The following is a 17,985-nucleotide window of genomic DNA, read 5'->3' on the forward strand; positions in this document are numbered from 1 at the left end:
GGTTTGTTCAGGGGGTGGACGACGGAGGTTTCTTGTTGAACGGTTCGTACGTTGTGATACCGCGGCTTAGTTACAAGCATCGCCCACGACTTATCGACCTCCCGTCACTTTTTAAAGGCTCTGCCTTTGAAGTAGTAAGTTCCGGAGAGACTCAATGTCCACCAACCTGTTTTTCGGTGCTCGTAAGGCACTCGTAGCGTCCATCACCATGGCTGCCCTCATGGGCGGTTTTACCGTTGCAACCACTCCTTATGCTGCTGCATCCGCTACGGTTGCTACTGCATCGGCTTCTGCCAAGGTCAACGCTTTCACCAACGCCGATTGGCTCAATGGTGTATGGCGTACTGGCGCGGGATTCTCGATCCCTGCTACTGCGGCGAACCAGGCTGCGTTCAAGGCTGGCGTTTCGGTTAGGCTGGCTGACGGCCAGGTGCGCAAGATCAGCCGGGCGCAAATCGTCGGCAGCAACATGAGCATCTTTCTGGAAGGTGCGAAGCTGGATGGCAACAAGGTCGGCGCGCCGCAGGTGGTCACAATCGGTAGCACGACCACTGCTCCGGTAACTTCCACACCATCGACTACTGCCCCGGTGGCGATTGCTGCGCACTCCACCAGCATTAATGCCTTCAGCAATACCGATTGGCTCAATGGCGTATGGCGCAAGTCGCCGGGCTTTTCCATTCCGGCCAACGATGCCAATAAAGCTGCTTTCAAAGTTGGCGCTTCGGTAAAACTGGCAGATGGCCAGGTTCGCAAAGTTACTCAGGTTCAAGTGGTCGGCGCCAATATGAGCGTCTATCTTGATGGCGCGGCGGTAAACGGAAGCGTGGTAGGTGCACCTAATAAGTTGTCGACCGCTGGCACCACGACCGCCACTCCGGCTCCTACTACGCCGACAACTTCGGTCATTGCTACTAGCAATCTGAACAACTTCACCAACACCGATTGGCTCAATGGTGTCTTCCGCGCATCTGCGGGCTTCTCCATCCAGGCAAGCAGTGCAAACGTCGCGGCGTTCAAGGCTGGCGCTTTGGTGAGGCTGGCTGACGGCCAGACGCGCAAGGTGCTGCGCCAGCAGGTTGTTGGCAGCAACATGAGCGTTTTCCTTGAGGGTGCAGCAATCAACGGCACATCCCTCGGTTATCCGAAAACCGTATCGGTAGTCAGCACGTCGGCTGGTACTCCTTCGTCCCCCGCGCTCACCACGCCGCCAGCAGCGGTGGCGCCGGCGCCGACTCCTTCGGCACCAGATACCACCAATGGCAAACCGCTGCTGGTTGGCGTCAACCTGTCCGGTGCAGGCTTTGGTCCCTCGGTAGTCCCGGGCACCCACGGCACCAACTACACCTACCCGGCCGAGTCTTACTACAAGAAGTATGCTGATCTTGGCATGCCGCTGGTTCGCCTGCCGTTTCTCTGGGAGCGTATCCAGCCCAAGCTGGGCACTCCGCTGAACACTGTGGAGCTGGCGCGTCTGAAGCAGTCGCTGGATTTTGCCCAGAAGCACAATGTCAAAGTGATTCTCGACCTGCATAACTACTACCGCTACTTCGGTAAGTTGATCGGCTCCAATGATGTACCGATCAGTTCCTTCGCCGCAGTTTGGAAGCAGATTGCGCAGGAAGTGGTCAATCATCCCGCCGTGGAAGGTTACGGTCTGATGAACGAGCCGCACTCCACCAATGGTCTCTGGCCGCAGGCTGCCCTGGCTGCTGCTCAGGCGATCCGTACCGTCGACTCCAAGCGCTGGATCTACGTAGCAGGTGATCGTTGGTCGAGTGCCTTCCACTGGCCTCACTACAACACTCAGCTGATCACCAACCCGTGGATGCGCGACCCGAAGAACAACCTGGTATATGAAGCACACATGTACGTGGACAAGGACTTCTCGGGTAACTATTTCGACAAGAACGAGAAGTTCGACCCGATGATTGGCGTAAACCGTGTAAAGCCCTTCGTTGATTGGCTGAAGCAGAACAAGCTGCGCGGTTACATCGGTGAGCACGGCGTACCGGACTTCTCGCCCTCGGCCATCGTCGCAACTGACAACCTGATGACATACCTGCGTCAGAACTGCATCCCCAGCACCTACTGGGCTGCTGGTCCCTGGTGGGGTGAGTACGCACTGTCCCTGGACGTTGTGAGTGGCAAGCACCGCCCGCAGCTTCCGGTCCTGCAGAAGCACGCCAAGACTGCACACAACTGCACCAGTATCGGTCCGCTGTAACGGTCAGATACCCTCGCAATTCAAAACGGGCCTTCGGGCCCGTTTTTCGTTTCAGCCGCTGGTAACGGCCCTGCAGCTCGTCGGCCCGACCTGCCTGCGTTGTTTATCTCACAGCTGACCAGTCAGTCAGCTTAGTGGTGATATCTGCCGTTTCGCTTGCTATCTCCGCTCTGACCTTCAACCCGCTTGGCATGCCGCCCGCACGAGTGCCGTAGGCATATAGCCAGTAGCTCGTTATTTCGCTTCGCCCGGGTTGCTAAATAATCAACCCCGCGCAAACCCGGCGATAGCGCCTTGAACCGCTTGGCTAAAACCACGGAACTCGAAATTTTGGGTCCGGTCACCATTTATGTGCGCACTGAAATTGCACGGCCGCGGCAACCCCGCATTGCTGTGCTTCAACGGACCGTGGTCATCCGGCCAAATCCTATGAACCTATAAAGGTGGACAAAATGACGACACCCGATGAAGAGATCACAGGTTACGGCGGCCAAGCCAAAACCGATTCCCCGCTGACGGGCGCGCCGTCCGGACAGACCAGTCCCCAAGCGAGCGCTGCTGGTTCTGATCGGATGAGCGGCTCCGGTGCTGCTCCGAGCGCGGAGGACTTGAAGGCGAAAGCCCGTGAGGCTGGCGAACAAGTCAAGACCCAGGGGAAAGCCCAGCTCGATAGTTACCGCGGCACTGCTGCCGACGAGCTTGAGAAGGTCGCGCAGAGCGTGAAGGCTGCAGCCGGTGAGCTGGAGAATCAGGACAGCACCGGGCTCTCGCATTACGTTTCAGATATGGCGCAAAGCATGGTCGACCTGGCCGACAACCTGCGCGGCAAAAGTGTCGATGAGCTCGTCGGTGACGTAAACCGACTGGCGCGGAACAATCCCGGGTTGTTCATCGCGGGTAGCATCGCGTTGGGCTTCGGGTTGACCCGTTTCGCCCGCGCATCGAGCCATCGTGCCAGCTCTGCGGCCCGAGAACCTACTACCGACTACGGACACTCCGATGCCAGCCGTCCGCATCCCACCTCACCGTTGGGTGTCCCTGCTGACGTGACCGCTGAAACCTTGCCGAGCCAGTCCGAACTGGACTCGCGTATCGCAATCGGTACGCCAAGCACGCCTGTTGGCGGCAACCCAGGCATGTCACCGACTACCGGCACCACGACCGGCGTCGGCAGCAACGGCAAAGGTACAAACGGAGGGCTTAATCAATGAACGAGCAACGTAATCTCAACACGCCTTATGAGCCGGGCAACGCCGAGCATGACAATTCGATCGGGGGCTTGTTGCGGCAGCTGACCCGCGAAGTGCCATCGCTTTTTACCAAAGAGCTGGCACTGGCCAAGGCTGAGCTGAGCGAGTCGCTACAAGCCACCAAGGCTGGCGCCGCTAGTGTCGCGACCGGTGGTGCGGTTTTGCTGGCGGGCTTCATCATCCTGTTGATGTCGGCCGTCTACTTTCTCAGCACCATGATGGAGCCCTGGTTGGCGGCCTTGATTGTCGGGGTTGTTGTCGTCGTCATTGGCATGGTCATGGTTTCGGCTGGCAAGAAGAAGTTCGAAGCCTCTTCACTCAAACCCGACCGCACCATTCATTCGCTGCAGAAGGATAAAGAAGCAGTCAGGGGGCACGCATGAGCACACATAACCAAGTAGATGTAGAAGCGCAAAAGGACCCAAGCACGCTGGAGCGCGAGATCGACCAGCAGCGTGCAGAAATCGGCAACATCGTCCATGCGCTGGAGAGCAAGCTTTCTCCCGGCCAGATGATCGATACCGCACTGGGCTATGCCAAAGGGGGCGGTGGGGAATTCCTGCATAACCTTACCGATACGGTTAAAGCCAATCCGGTGCCGACCCTGCTAACTTCCATCGGGTTGGTCTGGCTAATGGCAGGGCAGAATCGCCGTCCGGACTACAGCGCAAGCACGTCCACGGGACCTTCCATGACGGATAAGCTCGCCGCCAAGGCCACTGGCATCAAGCAGCAGGGCACCGGCATTAAGGACAAGGCAGCTCAGATGAGCCATGACGCGTCCAGTTCACTTGATAACGCGCGCCATCGGGTCAGTGACTCCAGCCGTCACGCGGCGGAGAGCCTGCGGCACACCGCAGATCGCGCGCGGGGCGGCTTTACACAGTTGCTGAACGAACAGCCACTCGCGCTTGGCGCCATGGGCGTCGCGCTGGGCGCTTTGCTGGCTGCATCCGTACCGCCAACCCGTCGTGAGGACGAGTTGATGGGGCAGCAGAGCGACGAGCTGACCGGCAAAATCAAGGATAAAGCTCGCGAAGGCTACGAAATGGCCAGCGCTGAAGGCGAACAACTGGCGAGTCAGGTCAAGCACGATATCGAGCGCGACCACGGCCAACCGGCTTCACGACCTCACTGACTAGCCGTGCTTTGAGTACTGGATGCGGAGTTTTTCATCGGGGACCTGCACGGGGTTGAGTCCGGTCGCAGAACCTCCGATAATCCGCCGCCTGGCGCCGGTGTAGCTCAGTAGGTAGAGCAGCGCATTCGTAATGCGAAGGTCGCAGGTTCGACTCCTGTCTCCGGCACCAAAGGAATAAAAAAGGCCCGCAGCGATGCGGGCCTTTTGCTTTGGGGCGCTAGTAGCTCCTACAGGATTGCGGCTAAGGCAATTATTTCCTGCGTGTGCTCAGCGCGACGCCGGCGGATGCGACGGCGAGCAAGGCGACTACTACGATCATCACTGTCACGAACGCGCCCTCGAACGCCCCTTTTGCCAAGGTGATCAGAGGAATGGCAATGGTGTCGGGTAGTGTCTCTGCAACGATCAAGGCGCCGTCGAGGCTGTCCCGGGCCAGCGCCGGTGCCTGCATGCCGGCGGGCGTGATGAAAGCCGCGGTGTAAACCGCGGACATCACGCTGCCCAGAATGGCGATTCCCAGTGCGCCACCCAGTTCATAGGACACTTCTTCGATGGATGCGGCCATGCCAGCGCGATCGGGTGGTGCGTGCAGCAGCATGGCGCTGGACGCGGCGGTCATTGCTGCGCCGACGCCGAATCCAAGGAGGCTGAACGACAATATCTGCACCCATTGCTCAGCTCCATAACCCAGTAGATAAAGCAGGGCGCCGGCGGCGGACAGCGCCAGGGACGTGCTCAGGATGCGCTCCGCACCGATACGCGGCAACGCCAGGCCCGCTAAGGGTCCTGCGATAAAGGCACCGAGCGGGATAGGTAGAATGGTCAGGCCGGCCTGCAGGGGCGACAGGCCCACCACCAGTTGCAGCCGCTGGCTGACGACCAGCTCCATGCCCATCAGGGCTGCCGAAGCAACCGAAGCGGTGACTACGCCAGCCGAGAAGCTGCGGTCGCGGAAAAGCGTGAAATCGATCATCGGTACGGCGGTCTGCCGTTGGCGGCGCAGGAAGGCCAGCGCGCAAATGATGGCGGTGATTGCCGCTATGCAGGCTTGCAGTGCGGAAGGGTCCGCCTTGCCGGCTTCCTTGATGGCCAGCGTCAGCCCGACCAGTGCGCCCATCACCCATAGCGACGCGAGCAGATCGAACGGTCGCTTGGGGTTGCCGGGGCGAGCCGGCACCCAGATCACGGCAAGTACCAGCGCCAGCATAACGATGGGTACGTTGATGATGAACACCGAGCCCCACCAGAAGTGTTCTAGCAGCACACCGCCAACCACCGGGCCGAAAGCTGCGCCACCCGATGCAATGGCCGCCCAGATGCCGAATGCCAGAGCGCGCTCACGGGTGTCTTCGAAAACGTGGCGAATGATCGCCAGTGTCGCAGGCATCATCATCGCCGCACCTACGGCGAGCGCTACACGGGCTCCTATCAGCACCTGGGGCGACGGGGAAAAGGCCGCGCCAAGCGAGGCGCAGCCAAATACCACCAGGCCGGCGACGAACATGCGTTTGTGACCGAAGCGGTCACCCAACGCACCCATCCCGGGTAGCAGGCCGGCGACTGTGAGGGCATAGGCGTTCACAATCCAAAGTTTTTCGTTGGCCGATGCTTGCAGCTCGTAGGTCAGGCTGGGCAGGGCCAGGTAGATTACCGTCATGTCGATGACGATCAGCAGCAGGGCACTGGACAAGATACTCAGCACCAGCCAGCGCAGAGGGGAATTCACGGGGCAATCCTCGGTACGGTGCAGCAGCTCGATTGGCGGTAGTAAAACGCTACGGCATAATATAAATACATACGTATTTAATTGAAAGGGGCGCATGTGGGCAGAAAGAGAACGATCGACCGCGAGGCGCTGCTGGATGTGGCGGAAGGCATCGTCAATCGGCAGGGCGCTGCAGCGTTGACCATCGATGCCGTTGCTAAGGCGGCAGGCATTACCAAAGGCGGCGTGCAGTACAGCTTCGGTACCAAGGATGACCTTATCAATGCGATGTTCGAGCGTTGGGGCAAGAGCTATACCGAGCAGTTCCAACACATCGCCGGGGATACGCCCGACCCATTGACGGCGGTGCGCGCGCACGTGGAGGCGACGCGTGCTTCGGATTCCGGATCGCACGCCAAGGCGGCAAGTCTGATGGCTGCGCTACTGCAGACCCCCGAGCATCTGGCATCGACTCAGGCCTGGTATCAGGAGCGTCTTGCGGGGCTTGACGCCACTACGGAAGAAGGTCGCCGTGCCCGGCTCGCCTTTTTCGCCACTGAAGGGATTTTCACGCTGCGCTTTTTTCGCCTGATGGATATAGGCGAGGAGGAATGGGCGGATGTCCTGAGCGACATCGCCGCGCTGGTTCGCCCGGACAACTGACCGGGCAAACGCAAAGCCTGGGAGATTATTCATCGGCTTAGCGGCAGGGGGGGGCGGCCAGTCGCGCGACATCCAGCGATGGAGTTGCGCTAGTACCTCGGTTCAGATGAAGTCGCCCCACTCAACGGCGAGGGGAGCACACGAAGCGCTGCTCCCCGTGGGGCATTACAGCGTGATCGAAATGCCCGCCTGTAGCGTGCGCGGCTCACCAGGATAGGCCCATGCGTTCCAGGCGCGTTCCTCGTAGTGCTTGTCGAACACATTGTTCAGGTTGAGGTTCAGACGCACGTTCTCGGTCAGGGGGTAGTAGGCCAGCAGGTCGACCAGGCCGTAGCCATCCATGTCGTAGGTGTTGTTGCTGGTCTGGCCCTTGCGCTCGCCGACGTATTTCATGCCAACGCCCAGGCCGAGGCCAGCCAGCGGGCCGCCGGCGAACTCGTAGGTGTCGAGCAGGTTGAAGCTGTGCCGTGGCACGTTGCCCAGACGCGAGCCCACCGGCATGTTGGCGCTGGTGCTTTCGGTGACTTCGGCGTCCACGTAGGCATAGCCGCCGATCACGCGCCACTGCGGGGTGATATTGCCAGCGACGTTGATGTCCAAGCCCCGGCTGCGCACCTCGCCAGCGGCGATCTGGAAGGATTCAGCGCCGGTGTTGCCCGGATCGTTGGTCAGTACGTTTTCCTTGACGATATGGAACAGCGCCGCCGTCAGGCTCAGGTCGCGATCGGCCATGTCGTACTTGATGCCGACTTCGTGGGCCACGCCTTTTTCCGGATCGAATGCTCCGCCTTGGCGGTCAGCCCCGCGGTTGGGCTTGAACGAGCGCGAAGTGTTGGCAAACATCGCCAGCTCCTCGGTGAGGTCGTAGATCAGGCCGAAGCGCGGGGTGACGGAGTTGTGCGCTTGATCCCAGTCGCCGTTGGGATTGAGCTTATCCACGTAACTCTGCTCGAAACGCTCGATACGTGCGCCCACTTGTGCTTTAAGGCGTTCGGTCAGCGCGACCTGATCCTGCAGGTAGAAGGCGTAGGACTTGAGCGTCTCGCTGTCATGGGTGGTGGTGCGGGTTAGCGCCGGTAGCGGCTGGCCATGCACCGGGTTGTACAGGTCGATGGGGTAAGCACCGCCACCCGGCGAGCGGATGATCAGCGAGTTGTAGTTGAACTTGTCGTACTCGACGCCCACCAGCAGGGTGTGGGCGAAGCCGCCGAGATCGAAGTTGCCTTCAGCATTGGCCTGGGCGTTGACGTCGTTCCAGTTCAGCCAGCGCTCGTTGTAGTTACGTCCGACAGTAGTGGAGCCCGGCACCAGACCAGCGGCATAGCTGTTGCTGTTGTTCTCCACGGCGCCGCCGTAGAGCTCGCCATCGAGGTACTGCACGCCGCCGCGCAGGGTCCAACTGTCATTGAGCAGGTGTTCGATGCGCAGTTGCGTGGTGGCGTTCTCGTTAGTCAGCTTGCCCGCGGCCTTTTCGCCGAGGAAGCGATCACGCGGCAGTTTGCCCTGCTGGTTGGCGTAGCGGGTAACGCCGCGGTCGAGCGGGTGGCGGTTATGCAGGTAGTCGCCTTCGAGGGTGATGGCGGTGTCGTCGTTAAGCTGCCAGCGCAGCACCGGGGCGACGTTGTAGCGCTCGCTCTCGACATCGTCGCGGAAGCTGTCGCCGCCTTCGGCCACCAGATTCAGGCGGTAGGTGAAGGCGGCCTGCTCATCCAGCGCGCCGGTGGTGTCCAAGGTGCCGCGACTCAGGCCCTCACTGTTGACCTGGCTGCCCAGCACGGTGCGTCGCTCGGCCTGTGGCTGCTTGCTGACGATGTTGAAGGTGCCGCCCGGATCACTGCGGCCGTAGAGCATGGCAGCCGGGCCACGCAGCACTTCGATGCGTTCGATGGTGTTGGCATCGGGCATGTTCGGGTAGCCACGGTTGACGGCGAAACCGTTACGGTAGAACTCCTGGCTGTTGAAGCCACGGATGAGAAACTCGGTCAGGCCCTGGCCGCCAAAGTTGTTGCCGCGCTCCACGCCGCCCGCATAGTCGAGCGCGTCCTCCAGGCGCGTTGCGCCGATGTCTTCGACCACCTGCGCTGGGACGACGCTGATCGATTGAGGTGTTTCATGGATGGCGGTGTCGGTGCGCGTGGCGCTGGCCGAGCGTGTTGCTCGATAGCCTTGCACGGGGCCGTCGGCGCGCTCGGCCGATGCGGTGACTTGCATCTCCTCAAGCGCCAGCGGGGTTGTCGATTCGTCGTTGGCAAAGGCATTGATATGGCAGGTAAGGGCGGGAACAGCGAGCATCGGGACGAGAAGGCGCCGCATCGATTGATCCTTGGACGGAGGGACGAGGGCGGGCATCCTAATAGCAACGAAAACGATTATCAAATAGAAGCTAATCTCAGTTGTCTGCTTCAGCTTGCTATGGGTTTGGACACGGCCGGTGGCACATCTTGCCGCAGCAGACAGGCGCTCATCTCGGCCGTTACAAGCCGGGCAGCCAGCTGGTAACTTCAGCTGGTTGTTACGTCGATATGACGATAATGCGGTCGCGACCTGCTCTTTTCGCCTGATACAACGCATCGTCCGCCGCTTTGAATGTGGCTTCGTCGGTTGGATAGCTACCCCTGCAGGCAATACCGACGGATACCGTTATCGGGGCTCCGGTCGGGCTGGCAGTCTGCCTAAGGCGAGTGAGCAGTCGTTCCGCGGCAATGCTGGCGCCGGTTGCGTCGGTGTCGGGCAGCAGCATCAGGAACTCTTCGCCACCCATCCGGCAAAGCACATCTGTGGGGCGTGAGCATTCCCTCATTTCCGACGCAAGGAAACGCAGTACCTCGTCACCCACATCGTGGCCGTGCTGGTCGTTGACCTGTTTGAAGTGGTCGATATCCAGTGCCAGTGTGGCGTAGTGCTGATCGAGCAGGTCGAACTGCTTGAGCGCAAGCTCCAACCCGCGGCGGTTGCGCAGGCCGGTCAGTGGATCGGTCATGGATGCTGCTTCCAGCGCGCCCATCTTCTGCTGCAGCAGGGATACGCCGGCAAGCATCGCGACTTTCAGTCGAGAGACCTCGAAGTACCAGGAATTGACCGTCGAGATGCGGCTGCTTGCTTCCGGAGCGCCCCAGTGCTCGGCGGTGTCGGCAAGCGCGCGGATTGGGCCGGATATGAGCTTGGAAAGCCACCAGAACACGGCAAGCGATGCGATGGTGAAAGGCACGGCGTTGAGCAGTGTCGAGCGCGCCAGTTGGGAGAGTTTGGCGGTGATTGCCGAAGTGGGGCGCTGGGCGACGATGCCCCAGCCAGTGCTCTGGACAGGCGCGAAACCTGCCAGCATGTCCACACCGCGGGTATTGACCACGCGCTGACCGCCTTCCTCACCCAGCAGGACCTTTTTGACTACGTCGTTACTTGATACCTGTTGGCCGACGCGCTGGTCGTCTTCGTGAAAGATCAGATGGCCCTGGGTATCGACGACGTACAAGTAGGAGCCGTCGTGGTAGTAATGCACGCCCAGAAGACCATGTAGCGCATTTCGTTCGCGCAGGAACAGCGAGGCGCTGATGAACCCCAGATAACTGCCGTCCGAGGCGAAGATCGGGTGGGTCACTGCGATCAGGTAGGTGCCATCGGTGGCGACATAGGGGTCGCTGATCAGCGGCGTTCGCTCGGCCAGCGCGCGTGTCGCTCCCACACTGTTCACCTTTACGCCAACCAGCGAGGCGCTTTCCGGAGACGCGGAGACAATTTCCCCGGCAGCACTGACAATCATGGCCCGGCTGAACTGGTCGCTCTTGAGCTTGAGTCGCTCGGTTTCGCTATCGCGCGCATCTGGGTCATCGAACCGCGTCGAAAGTACCTGCGCAGCATAGGCAAGCTCACGACGGCTGTTGAGGAAGAACTGGTCGGTGGTCTCGGCCAGCTTGCGTGCATAGGCCCGGTTTGCCTCCAAGGTCTGCTCGAACAACTGGTCTCGCTGGGAGCTGTAACCGGCGAAGAAACTGTTGCCGAAGGTCAGCAGCCCAGCCACCAGAGCCAGCAGCAGTGAGAGTTTCTGTAGATCCAGCCGGGACATGACGCTTCCATCTCCGAATGCATGTTTGGCGTAGCGCCAATGGAGGTTGCTGTCAGGCTTCGTGTCGAGCGCAAGCCAAAGGGCGGGAATCATACAGGCACCGTGCTGCTAACGAGCGGCTGCAGGCCGAATCGACTCAAGCGACTGGTGCTGGATTGCGTTGTGGATAATAATCACTCGCATTAAATGCAGCCTTGACTCTCCATGCCCGACACTACCGCGCCCGCTCCCCGGCTTCTCGCCGTGGAAGATGACCTCGTCTTTGCCCGTCATCTAATTGACCATCTGGAATCCATCGGTTACTCGGTCAGCCACTGCCTGGATGGCGACGACGGCCTGTCGCGTGCGCAGGCTGAGCATTTCGATCTGATCCTGATGGACATCATGCTGCCCGGCAGCAGCGGGCTCGAGGTGTTGCAACAATTGCGGCGCCGCCGCGGCGTGCCGGTCATTCTGATGTCCGCATTGGGCAATGAGCAGGACCGTATCAGCGGCTTTAGCCACGGTGCCGACGACTATCTGCCCAAACCCTTCAGCTTGCGGGAGCTGAGCGTTCGCATCGAGGCCGTGCTGCGCCGGGTGGCATACGAACGCTCGGACGGACAGCCCGCGCCCGACTGCGGCCAGCTGCACTTCGACGAGCAGAGGCGGGACGTGGCGGTAGGCGCGCTTTGGGCCGGCCTGACGCCCAGCGAATATCGAGTGCTCGTGATGCTGTGGCAAAACGCCGGGACGGCGCTCAGCAAGGCCTACCTTTATCAGCAGGCATTGCACCGCAATTACTCCAGCCACGACCGCAGTCTGGACATGCATGTCAGCCATGTGCGCCGCAAGCTGAAGGCGCTCGGTTGCACCGCGCTGCAGCTGGACACCGTGTGGGGCACTGGTTATATGGTCACCCGAGGCGAACAATGAGCCTGCCTTCGCGTCACTCGCTGTTCTGGCGGCTGGCGTTGTTACAGGTCGGTTTCTGTCTTTCGTTGATCTCGCTGAGTCAGTCCTGGACGCAATATGTATACGAGCGCAGCAGTTACCTTCCGGTTGGATCACGGGAGCAGCTGGTGCGCTATGCAGCGGGCGCCGAGCAAGCCTGGCATAGCGGCGGTAGCAATGGCGTGCACCGCTGGCTGGAAGATTTTCGCCAGGCTCAAGGCTGTTGGGCTGCCGTACTGAGCCCCGACCTGCATTCGCTGAGCGTCCAGCCGCTTGGCGCCGATGACTACGCGCGATTGAAGATGGTGCGCGGGCTGGACTGGCGGATTAGCCGACGCAGTGCTGAACCTCCTTATATAAGCGTGCCGTTTCCGACGAGCCCCGACCACGGGCAGTTGATCCTGCAGTTGCCCGAACGGTTGATGCCTAGTACATCAATGTTCCTGCTGCAGGTACTGATCAACGTCGTGATGCCCGGCGTGCTGGCGCTGCTGCTCTGCGTGCTGATCTACCGGTTGCTGATCCGGCCTTTGGTGCAGCTGCAAGCGCAAGCCAATGCCCTCCGAGCGGATCGGCTCGGGATGCGTGGTGGGGAGCTGATGAGGCGTCGCGATGAACTCGGTGAGCTGTCGCAGGCGTTCGACCATATGGCTGAACGTCTGCAGAGTGCCGTGTCCTTTCAACGCCAATTGCTGCGTGACCTTTCCCATGAACTGCGTGCGCCGCTCAGTCGACTGCGCGCAGCTGCTGAGCGTGAGCCCGTCGCCGACGCACTGAGCTGCCGAGTAACCCAGGAAGTGCAGGGCATGGAGCGACTGATTGGCGGCAGTCTCGAATTGGTCTGGCTGGACACCGAGCGTCCATCGCTGCCGCGTGAAGAGGTCGATGTGGCGGCGCTGTGGGACGTGCTGCGTGATAACGCCTGCTTCGAATCCGGCTGGGACCCAGGTCGACTGCCCTGCGATTTACCGGAGGACTGCCGGGTCTACGCGCATCTGAACGGTCTGGCGCAGGCGTTGGAGAATATCCTGCGTAATGCCATCCGGCATTCGCCGGCAGACGGTATCGTGCGCCTGGGTGGCCGATTGGAAGAGGGGCACTGGCATCTGTGGGTCGAGGACGCCGGCCCCGGAGTGGGGCCTGATCAGCTCGAGCTGATCTTTCGTCCCTTCACCCGGCTCAATGCTGCTCGCCCCGGAGGCGACGGCTATGGGCTGGGTCTGGCCATTGCTCGGCGCATGGTGCGCCTGCAAGGCGGCGAGCTATGGGCGGAAAACCTGGGCCTGGGGCTACGAATGCACCTGACTTTGGCAACTGTATAGTTTGTAAATGCACTTTACTCTCAAATGAGAATGTATAGCATTGCTGCCGGCGTGACGGCCCGCTTCGCCGCCACGCCTAACCTGCGGTCGTTTGACGGACCGCGGAAGACGCAATCGCTTCTCAGGGGGACTGGTGTAAATGGTGCTTTTCAATCGACAACGGCTGGCTTGCGCGATTGCTGCAGCCTGGGTGAGTGCGCCGGCATTTGCGCAAGATCCTATAGAGCTGCAGCCCACCACAGTGGTCACCGCGGCCGGTCACGAGCAGAACATCGCAAAGGCTCCTGCCAGCATTTCGGTGATCACGCGCGAGCAGCTTGAGGCTCAGTCCTACACCAGCGTTATCGATGCGATGAAGAACGTCCCAGGCGTTTACGTTTCCGGCGGTGGAAACCAGCAGGACATCACCATCCGCGGCATGGGCAGCGAGTACACCCTGGTACTGGTGGATGGGCGCCCGATTTCCGCCGGGCGTCAGACGCAAACCAACGGTACATCGGGTGGCAAACAGCAGCTGGCATTGCCGCCGCTTGCCATGATCGAGCGTATCGAAGTGATTCGGGGGCCGATGTCTTCGCTTTACGGCTCCGAAGCCATGGGCGGTGTGATCAACATCATCACTCGCCAGTCTTCCGGCGAGTGGGCGGGTACTGTTCGCGCTCAGAAGATGTTCTCCCAGAACGACTACAACGAAGACGAATATCACACCGAGCTTTTCGCCGGCGGCGCGCTGATTCCCGGGCTGGTGGGATTGCAGTTGAGCGGTGCCTATACCCACACCTACGAAAGCGACTACGTCGGCGGCGAAGCCTTCAATTCGGGTGAAAGCAAGCCGGAGGCCCGCGAAAGCAACGTCGGCGCGGACCTGTTCCTGACGCCGACCGACGCCGACCGGTTCACTCTGGGTTACCGAGAAGTCACGCAGAAATCCCGCCATACCGCCGGTAAGAGTTCGCCGGTGACGACAAGCCTGCCCGAGGGAGAGGCAACGACGAACCGTTTCGAAAAAGAGGTTTGGACGCTGTCGCACGAAGGCAACTATGGCGACTGGCTGGTCAACAGCTATTTGCAGCGGGACGTGTCCGAGCGTGTGCAGGACCTGTCGATGAAAGAAACGGTCAACCTGTTCAACACTCAGGGTACGTATTTCTGGGGGGCGCACACGATCACCCTCGGCGCTCAGTACAAGGACGAGGAATTCGTCAACGGCCAAAACGTGCTGTTCAACGATGGCATTGCCGGTGGGGTGCACGAAGCCGACCGCTGGCTGGCGGCGGTTTACGGGGAAGTGGAGTGGGGCATCACCGATGACTTCGCACTGACTACCGGGCTGCGCTACAACGATGACGAATTCTTTGGCGGACATTTGTCCCCACGCATCTATGGCGTCTACAGCCTGAGCCCCCTCTTGACCCTGAAGGGCGGCGTTTCGACCGGCTACAAGCAGCCGACTCTCAGCCAGGCTACAGAGGGCTTCGGTGGCCGTACCGGCGGCGGTGGGTCGCCGAATGTCGGTTCCAATGGCCAGGCATTGCCGCGCGCGTTGAGTATCGGTAACGCTGATCTGGATCCCGAAACCAGCACCAGCTATGAAGTCGGATTTGTCTTCGACGACCCATCGATCGGCCTGGGAACCAGCGTGATGCTGTTCCATACGATCTACAAGGACAAGATCGCAGAGGATCGCTTCTGCACCAGCCCGAATGCTGCCAACAACAATGATGTCGCCAACTATGCGTGCAACTTCGGCGGCAACAACTTCTACTTCCTCAGCACCACTCGCAACATCGATGAAGCGGTCATTCAGGGCGTCGAGTTCACCCTCGACTACGACATTACCGATGCCCTGAGCTGGATGACCAGCTACACCTTCACCGACTCGGAGCAGAAGAGCGGGGAGTTCAAAGGTGAGCCGCTCAATAAGCAACCCCGGCACATGTTCAACAGCCATTTGGACTGGCGAATGACGGACAAGCTCAACCTCTGGTCGCAATACAACTACCGCAGCCGTACCTCCGATTACCTGAGCCGTACCAGCATGAGCGAAGGCACGCCGGGTTACGGGTTCGTCGATATTGGTGCGGTGTACGGACTGACCAGAAACGTCGATCTAACCGCCGGGTTGTACAACGTCGCTAACAAGGAAGTGACCAATGATGACTATGCGGTCGTGCTCGATGGCCGCCGCCTGGTCGTAGGGATGACTGTCGACTTTTAAAAAGTCAGACGCGAGTGGCGTGGTCAGAAAGCCCGCGAAACCGCATCGAACCCACTGCCCGACCGGCCGAAAAGCCAGTGTCGGGCGTTTTCGTATGACTTCAGCCGTTTCCCACCCGGAGCCTGTCGTGACCCGTTCCGTACCCCAATCGAAAAGTGCATGGCGCGATATCGCCATGCGAACTGTTCTGGCCATTCTGGGTGGCTATGCATTCACCTACGCGTTCACTGCCGCCCTGGCAAGGCTGCTACCGCTGGCACCGGTTGATGCCCTGATCGTCGCGACACTGCCGTCTTATCTCGTTTACACCGCCGCAATTCTTTGGGCGTTTGCCGCTCGCAGTTTGCGGCACGTGTGGTACGGCGCGCTGTTGGCGCTACCGTTGGCCCTGATCGGCTTCTGGCCGCAACTGGTGGAGCGCATCGGATGAAGAAGCAGAGCTTCACGCAATCGATGTCCTGGCTGCATACCTGGGGCGGCCTGCTGCTGGGCTGGCTGCTGTTCGCCATCTTTCTGACCGGCACCCTGGCGGTGTTCGACAAGGAAATCGATGGTTGGATGCGCCCTGAGGTGCCGGCCTATACGGGCAGCCAACAGGAGGCGCTGCAGCGCGCGGTCGACTTCCTGCAGGCACGGCACCCCGATGCGCCAAGCTGGAACATCAATCTGCCGACAGAGCGTTCGTCCAACCTCAGCGTATCGACGGGCGAGCAACGTCGCGGTGGCGGGCAGCTGCTTGACGCGGCAACTGGGGAGCCGATCACGGCTCGTGAAACGGCAGGCGGCGGCTTCTTCTTCCGCTTCCACTTCTCGCTGAACATGCCACGCAACATCGGCATCTGGCTGGTGGGGCTAGCAGCCATGGCGATGTTGGTGGCGCTGATCAGCGGGATCGTCATCCACAAGAAGATATTCAAGGACTTCTTCACTTTCCGCCCCGGCAAGGGGCAGCGCTCTTGGCTCGACGCGCATAACGCCAGCGGCGTGCTGTTGCTGCCGTTTCACCTGATGATCACTTACACCGGGCTGGTGATCTTCTTCCTGCTCTATATGCCTGCCGCGGTGGATGCGCTTTACGCTGGCGACCGCGAGGCGGCCATCCGCGAACTGCGTGGCGGTGCGGCGGAGCAACAGGTTGAGCGAGCAGCCGAGCAGCGTGGTGAAGCCCGACAGCAAGGCAGAAATGGCGAGCGTGCCCAGAGTCGAAACCGCGACGCCGGCCAAGATCAGCAAGGCCGCGCAGAAGCGGCGACTCGGCCAATGGCGACGGTTCCTGCTGCGCCCCTCGCGCCCCTCGCGCCGCTCGGGCCGATCCTGGCGCAGGCTGAAGCGGCCATGGGACCGGTGGGCGGGCTTTCCATCCAGAACCCGGGGCGACCCGATGCGCGCATCGAAGTACGCCCCGTGCTTGGCAACCGAATCGAGCTGACGAAGGGCCGCAACATGCAGTTCGACGGTACCAGTGGCGCTGTGCTGCGCATGCCTGCTGAAAGTCGACCGAGTCTGCTCACGCAAAGGGTTCTGGTCGGGTTGCACTTCGCCCAGTTCGGAGGCTACCCGATGCGCTGGCTTTACTGGCTGTGCGGGATGGTCAGCTGCGCCATGATCGCCACCGGACTGGTGCATTTCTGCATCAAGCGCCGACGCAAGTACGCCGAACAGAGTCCGGGGTCCCGGCGTTTCCATCGTCTTGTCGAATCGCTCAATCTGGCGGCGGTAGCAGGGCTTTCGTTGGCCTGCATCGGACTGCTCTGGGCGAACCGCCTGCTACCGGTGCAGCTGGCGCAACGTAACGACTGGGAGGTGCGAGTGTTCTTCCTCGTCTGGGTGGCGGGCTTGGTCCATGCCCTATGGCGTCCGACATTGCGTGGTTGGGCCGAACAATTGGCCTTGCTGGCGCTACTTTGCCTGACGTTGCCATTGCTCAATATGGCCACCGTTGGCGGGTTGCCTTGGGCGGATGCGCCGCGACTGTGGCTGGAACTGACTTGTGTGGCCATGGGCGCGATGCTCCTGTGGCTGGCGCGCAAGGTTGCGTTGCGTGCCGGCGACAGGTTGCCGGCGCCTCGCCGCGCCACCATGAAACTGAAGGAGATGCACCCATGATGCTGCCGTTCGTGGCTGGCCTCTTGCTCGCCTATGGCGGCATGGTCGCGTTGTGTCAGGGCATGGAGCGCAACTTCAAGCTGGTCTGGCAGTGCGAGCCTTCGCCGCTGCTGCGCCGTGCCTTGCGATTGCTGGGCTGGGGCCTGTTGCTGGCAAGTTATGTCAGTTGCGTCTGGGCCTGGGGTTGGGCGATGGGGCCGGTCGGCTGGTTCGGTGTTATTTCGCTGGCCGCGCTGGTGGTGGCGTGGCTGCTGCCGTATCAAGCGCGGATCGCCGTGATCTTTCCTGTCGCGGGCATTCCGCTGTGGCTGTTGGTCTGGGCAGTGGTCGGCTGAGCTCAACACAGCAACAGGCTCG

At 60.9% G+C, this 17,985-nt stretch carries 14 protein-coding genes and 1 tRNA gene; 12 read left to right on the forward strand and 3 right to left on the reverse strand.

The window, feature by feature from the left end; all coding sequences use genetic code 11:
• The first annotated feature begins 154 nt into the window (after positions 1 to 154).
• From CXK91_RS13825 to CXK91_RS13845, 5 genes are all read left to right on the forward strand, one after another.
• Complete coding sequence (locus CXK91_RS13825) at positions 155 to 2,227, forward strand: glycoside hydrolase family 5 protein (RefSeq protein WP_103456703.1); 2,073 nt, start codon at positions 155 to 157, stop codon at positions 2,225 to 2,227.
• A 452-nt stretch (positions 2,228 to 2,679) separates the two neighbouring features.
• Entirely contained in the window at positions 2,680 to 3,438 is a 759-nt protein-coding gene (locus CXK91_RS13830) for a hypothetical protein (RefSeq protein ID WP_103456704.1), read from the forward strand.
• Complete coding sequence (locus CXK91_RS13835; protein WP_103456705.1) at positions 3,435 to 3,860, forward strand: phage holin family protein; 426 nt, start codon at positions 3,435 to 3,437, stop codon at positions 3,858 to 3,860. The genes CXK91_RS13830 and CXK91_RS13835 overlap by 4 nt, the downstream gene beginning before the upstream one ends.
• Positions 3,857 to 4,615 (forward strand): DUF3618 domain-containing protein, encoded by a 759-nt coding sequence (locus CXK91_RS13840; RefSeq protein ID WP_103456706.1) that lies wholly within the window; start codon positions 3,857 to 3,859, stop codon positions 4,613 to 4,615. Before CXK91_RS13835 ends, CXK91_RS13840 begins: the two co-directional genes overlap by 4 nt.
• Positions 4,616 to 4,711: 96 nt before the next feature.
• Positions 4,712 to 4,787: transfer RNA gene (locus CXK91_RS13845), tRNA-Thr, on the forward strand.
• A gap of 81 nt (positions 4,788 to 4,868) precedes the next feature.
• Here CXK91_RS13845 and CXK91_RS13850 read toward each other — a convergent pair.
• Entirely contained in the window at positions 4,869 to 6,344 is a 1,476-nt protein-coding gene (locus CXK91_RS13850; protein ID WP_103456707.1) for an MFS transporter, read from the reverse strand.
• 96 nt (positions 6,345 to 6,440) lie between these two features.
• Here CXK91_RS13850 and CXK91_RS13855 point away from each other — a divergent pair, with 96 nt between their 5' ends.
• Positions 6,441 to 6,986, forward strand: a complete 546-nt coding sequence (locus CXK91_RS13855) for a TetR/AcrR family transcriptional regulator (RefSeq protein ID WP_103456708.1) — start codon at positions 6,441 to 6,443, stop codon at positions 6,984 to 6,986.
• Positions 6,987 to 7,151: 165 nt separating this feature from the next.
• Here CXK91_RS13855 and CXK91_RS13860 read toward each other — a convergent pair whose 3' ends face one another.
• Together CXK91_RS13860 and CXK91_RS13865 are read right to left on the reverse strand one after the other, a co-directional pair.
• Entirely contained in the window at positions 7,152 to 9,299 is a 2,148-nt protein-coding gene (locus CXK91_RS13860) for a TonB-dependent siderophore receptor (protein ID WP_103456709.1), read from the reverse strand.
• Between the two features lie 199 nt (positions 9,300 to 9,498).
• Positions 9,499 to 11,049, reverse strand: a complete 1,551-nt coding sequence (locus CXK91_RS13865; protein WP_103456901.1) for a sensor domain-containing diguanylate cyclase — start codon at positions 11,047 to 11,049, stop codon at positions 9,499 to 9,501.
• 204 nt (positions 11,050 to 11,253) lie between these two features.
• Between CXK91_RS13865 and CXK91_RS13870 the strand changes: the two genes are divergently transcribed.
• The 6 genes from CXK91_RS13870 to CXK91_RS13895 all read left to right on the forward strand — a co-directional run bounded on the left by CXK91_RS13870 (position 11,254) and on the right by CXK91_RS13895 (position 17,963).
• Positions 11,254 to 11,964, forward strand: a complete 711-nt coding sequence (locus tag CXK91_RS13870; RefSeq protein WP_103456710.1) for a response regulator transcription factor — start codon at positions 11,254 to 11,256, stop codon at positions 11,962 to 11,964.
• Positions 11,961 to 13,304, forward strand: coding sequence for a sensor histidine kinase (locus CXK91_RS13875; RefSeq protein WP_103456711.1), 1,344 nt, complete (start codon positions 11,961 to 11,963; stop codon positions 13,302 to 13,304). The genes CXK91_RS13870 and CXK91_RS13875 overlap by 4 nt, the downstream gene beginning before the upstream one ends.
• Before the next feature lie 139 nt (positions 13,305 to 13,443).
• Complete coding sequence (locus tag CXK91_RS13880) at positions 13,444 to 15,522, forward strand: TonB-dependent receptor domain-containing protein (protein WP_103456712.1); 2,079 nt, start codon at positions 13,444 to 13,446, stop codon at positions 15,520 to 15,522.
• Between the two features lie 175 nt (positions 15,523 to 15,697).
• Positions 15,698 to 15,952: an iron transporter gene (locus CXK91_RS13885; protein ID WP_103456902.1), complete on the forward strand. Its 255-nt coding sequence runs from the start codon at positions 15,698 to 15,700 to the stop codon at positions 15,950 to 15,952.
• Positions 15,949 to 17,628, forward strand: a complete 1,680-nt coding sequence (locus tag CXK91_RS13890; protein WP_103456713.1) for a PepSY-associated TM helix domain-containing protein — start codon at positions 15,949 to 15,951, stop codon at positions 17,626 to 17,628. The genes CXK91_RS13885 and CXK91_RS13890 overlap by 4 nt, the downstream gene beginning before the upstream one ends.
• Positions 17,625 to 17,963: a DUF3325 domain-containing protein gene (locus tag CXK91_RS13895; protein WP_103456714.1), complete on the forward strand. Its 339-nt coding sequence runs from the start codon at positions 17,625 to 17,627 to the stop codon at positions 17,961 to 17,963. Before CXK91_RS13890 ends, CXK91_RS13895 begins: the two co-directional genes overlap by 4 nt.
• Positions 17,964 to 17,985 lie beyond the last annotated feature (22 nt).

It is taken from the genome of Stutzerimonas stutzeri (assembly GCF_002909485.1).
Classification (GTDB): domain Bacteria; phylum Pseudomonadota; class Gammaproteobacteria; order Pseudomonadales; family Pseudomonadaceae; genus Stutzerimonas; species Stutzerimonas stutzeri_AH.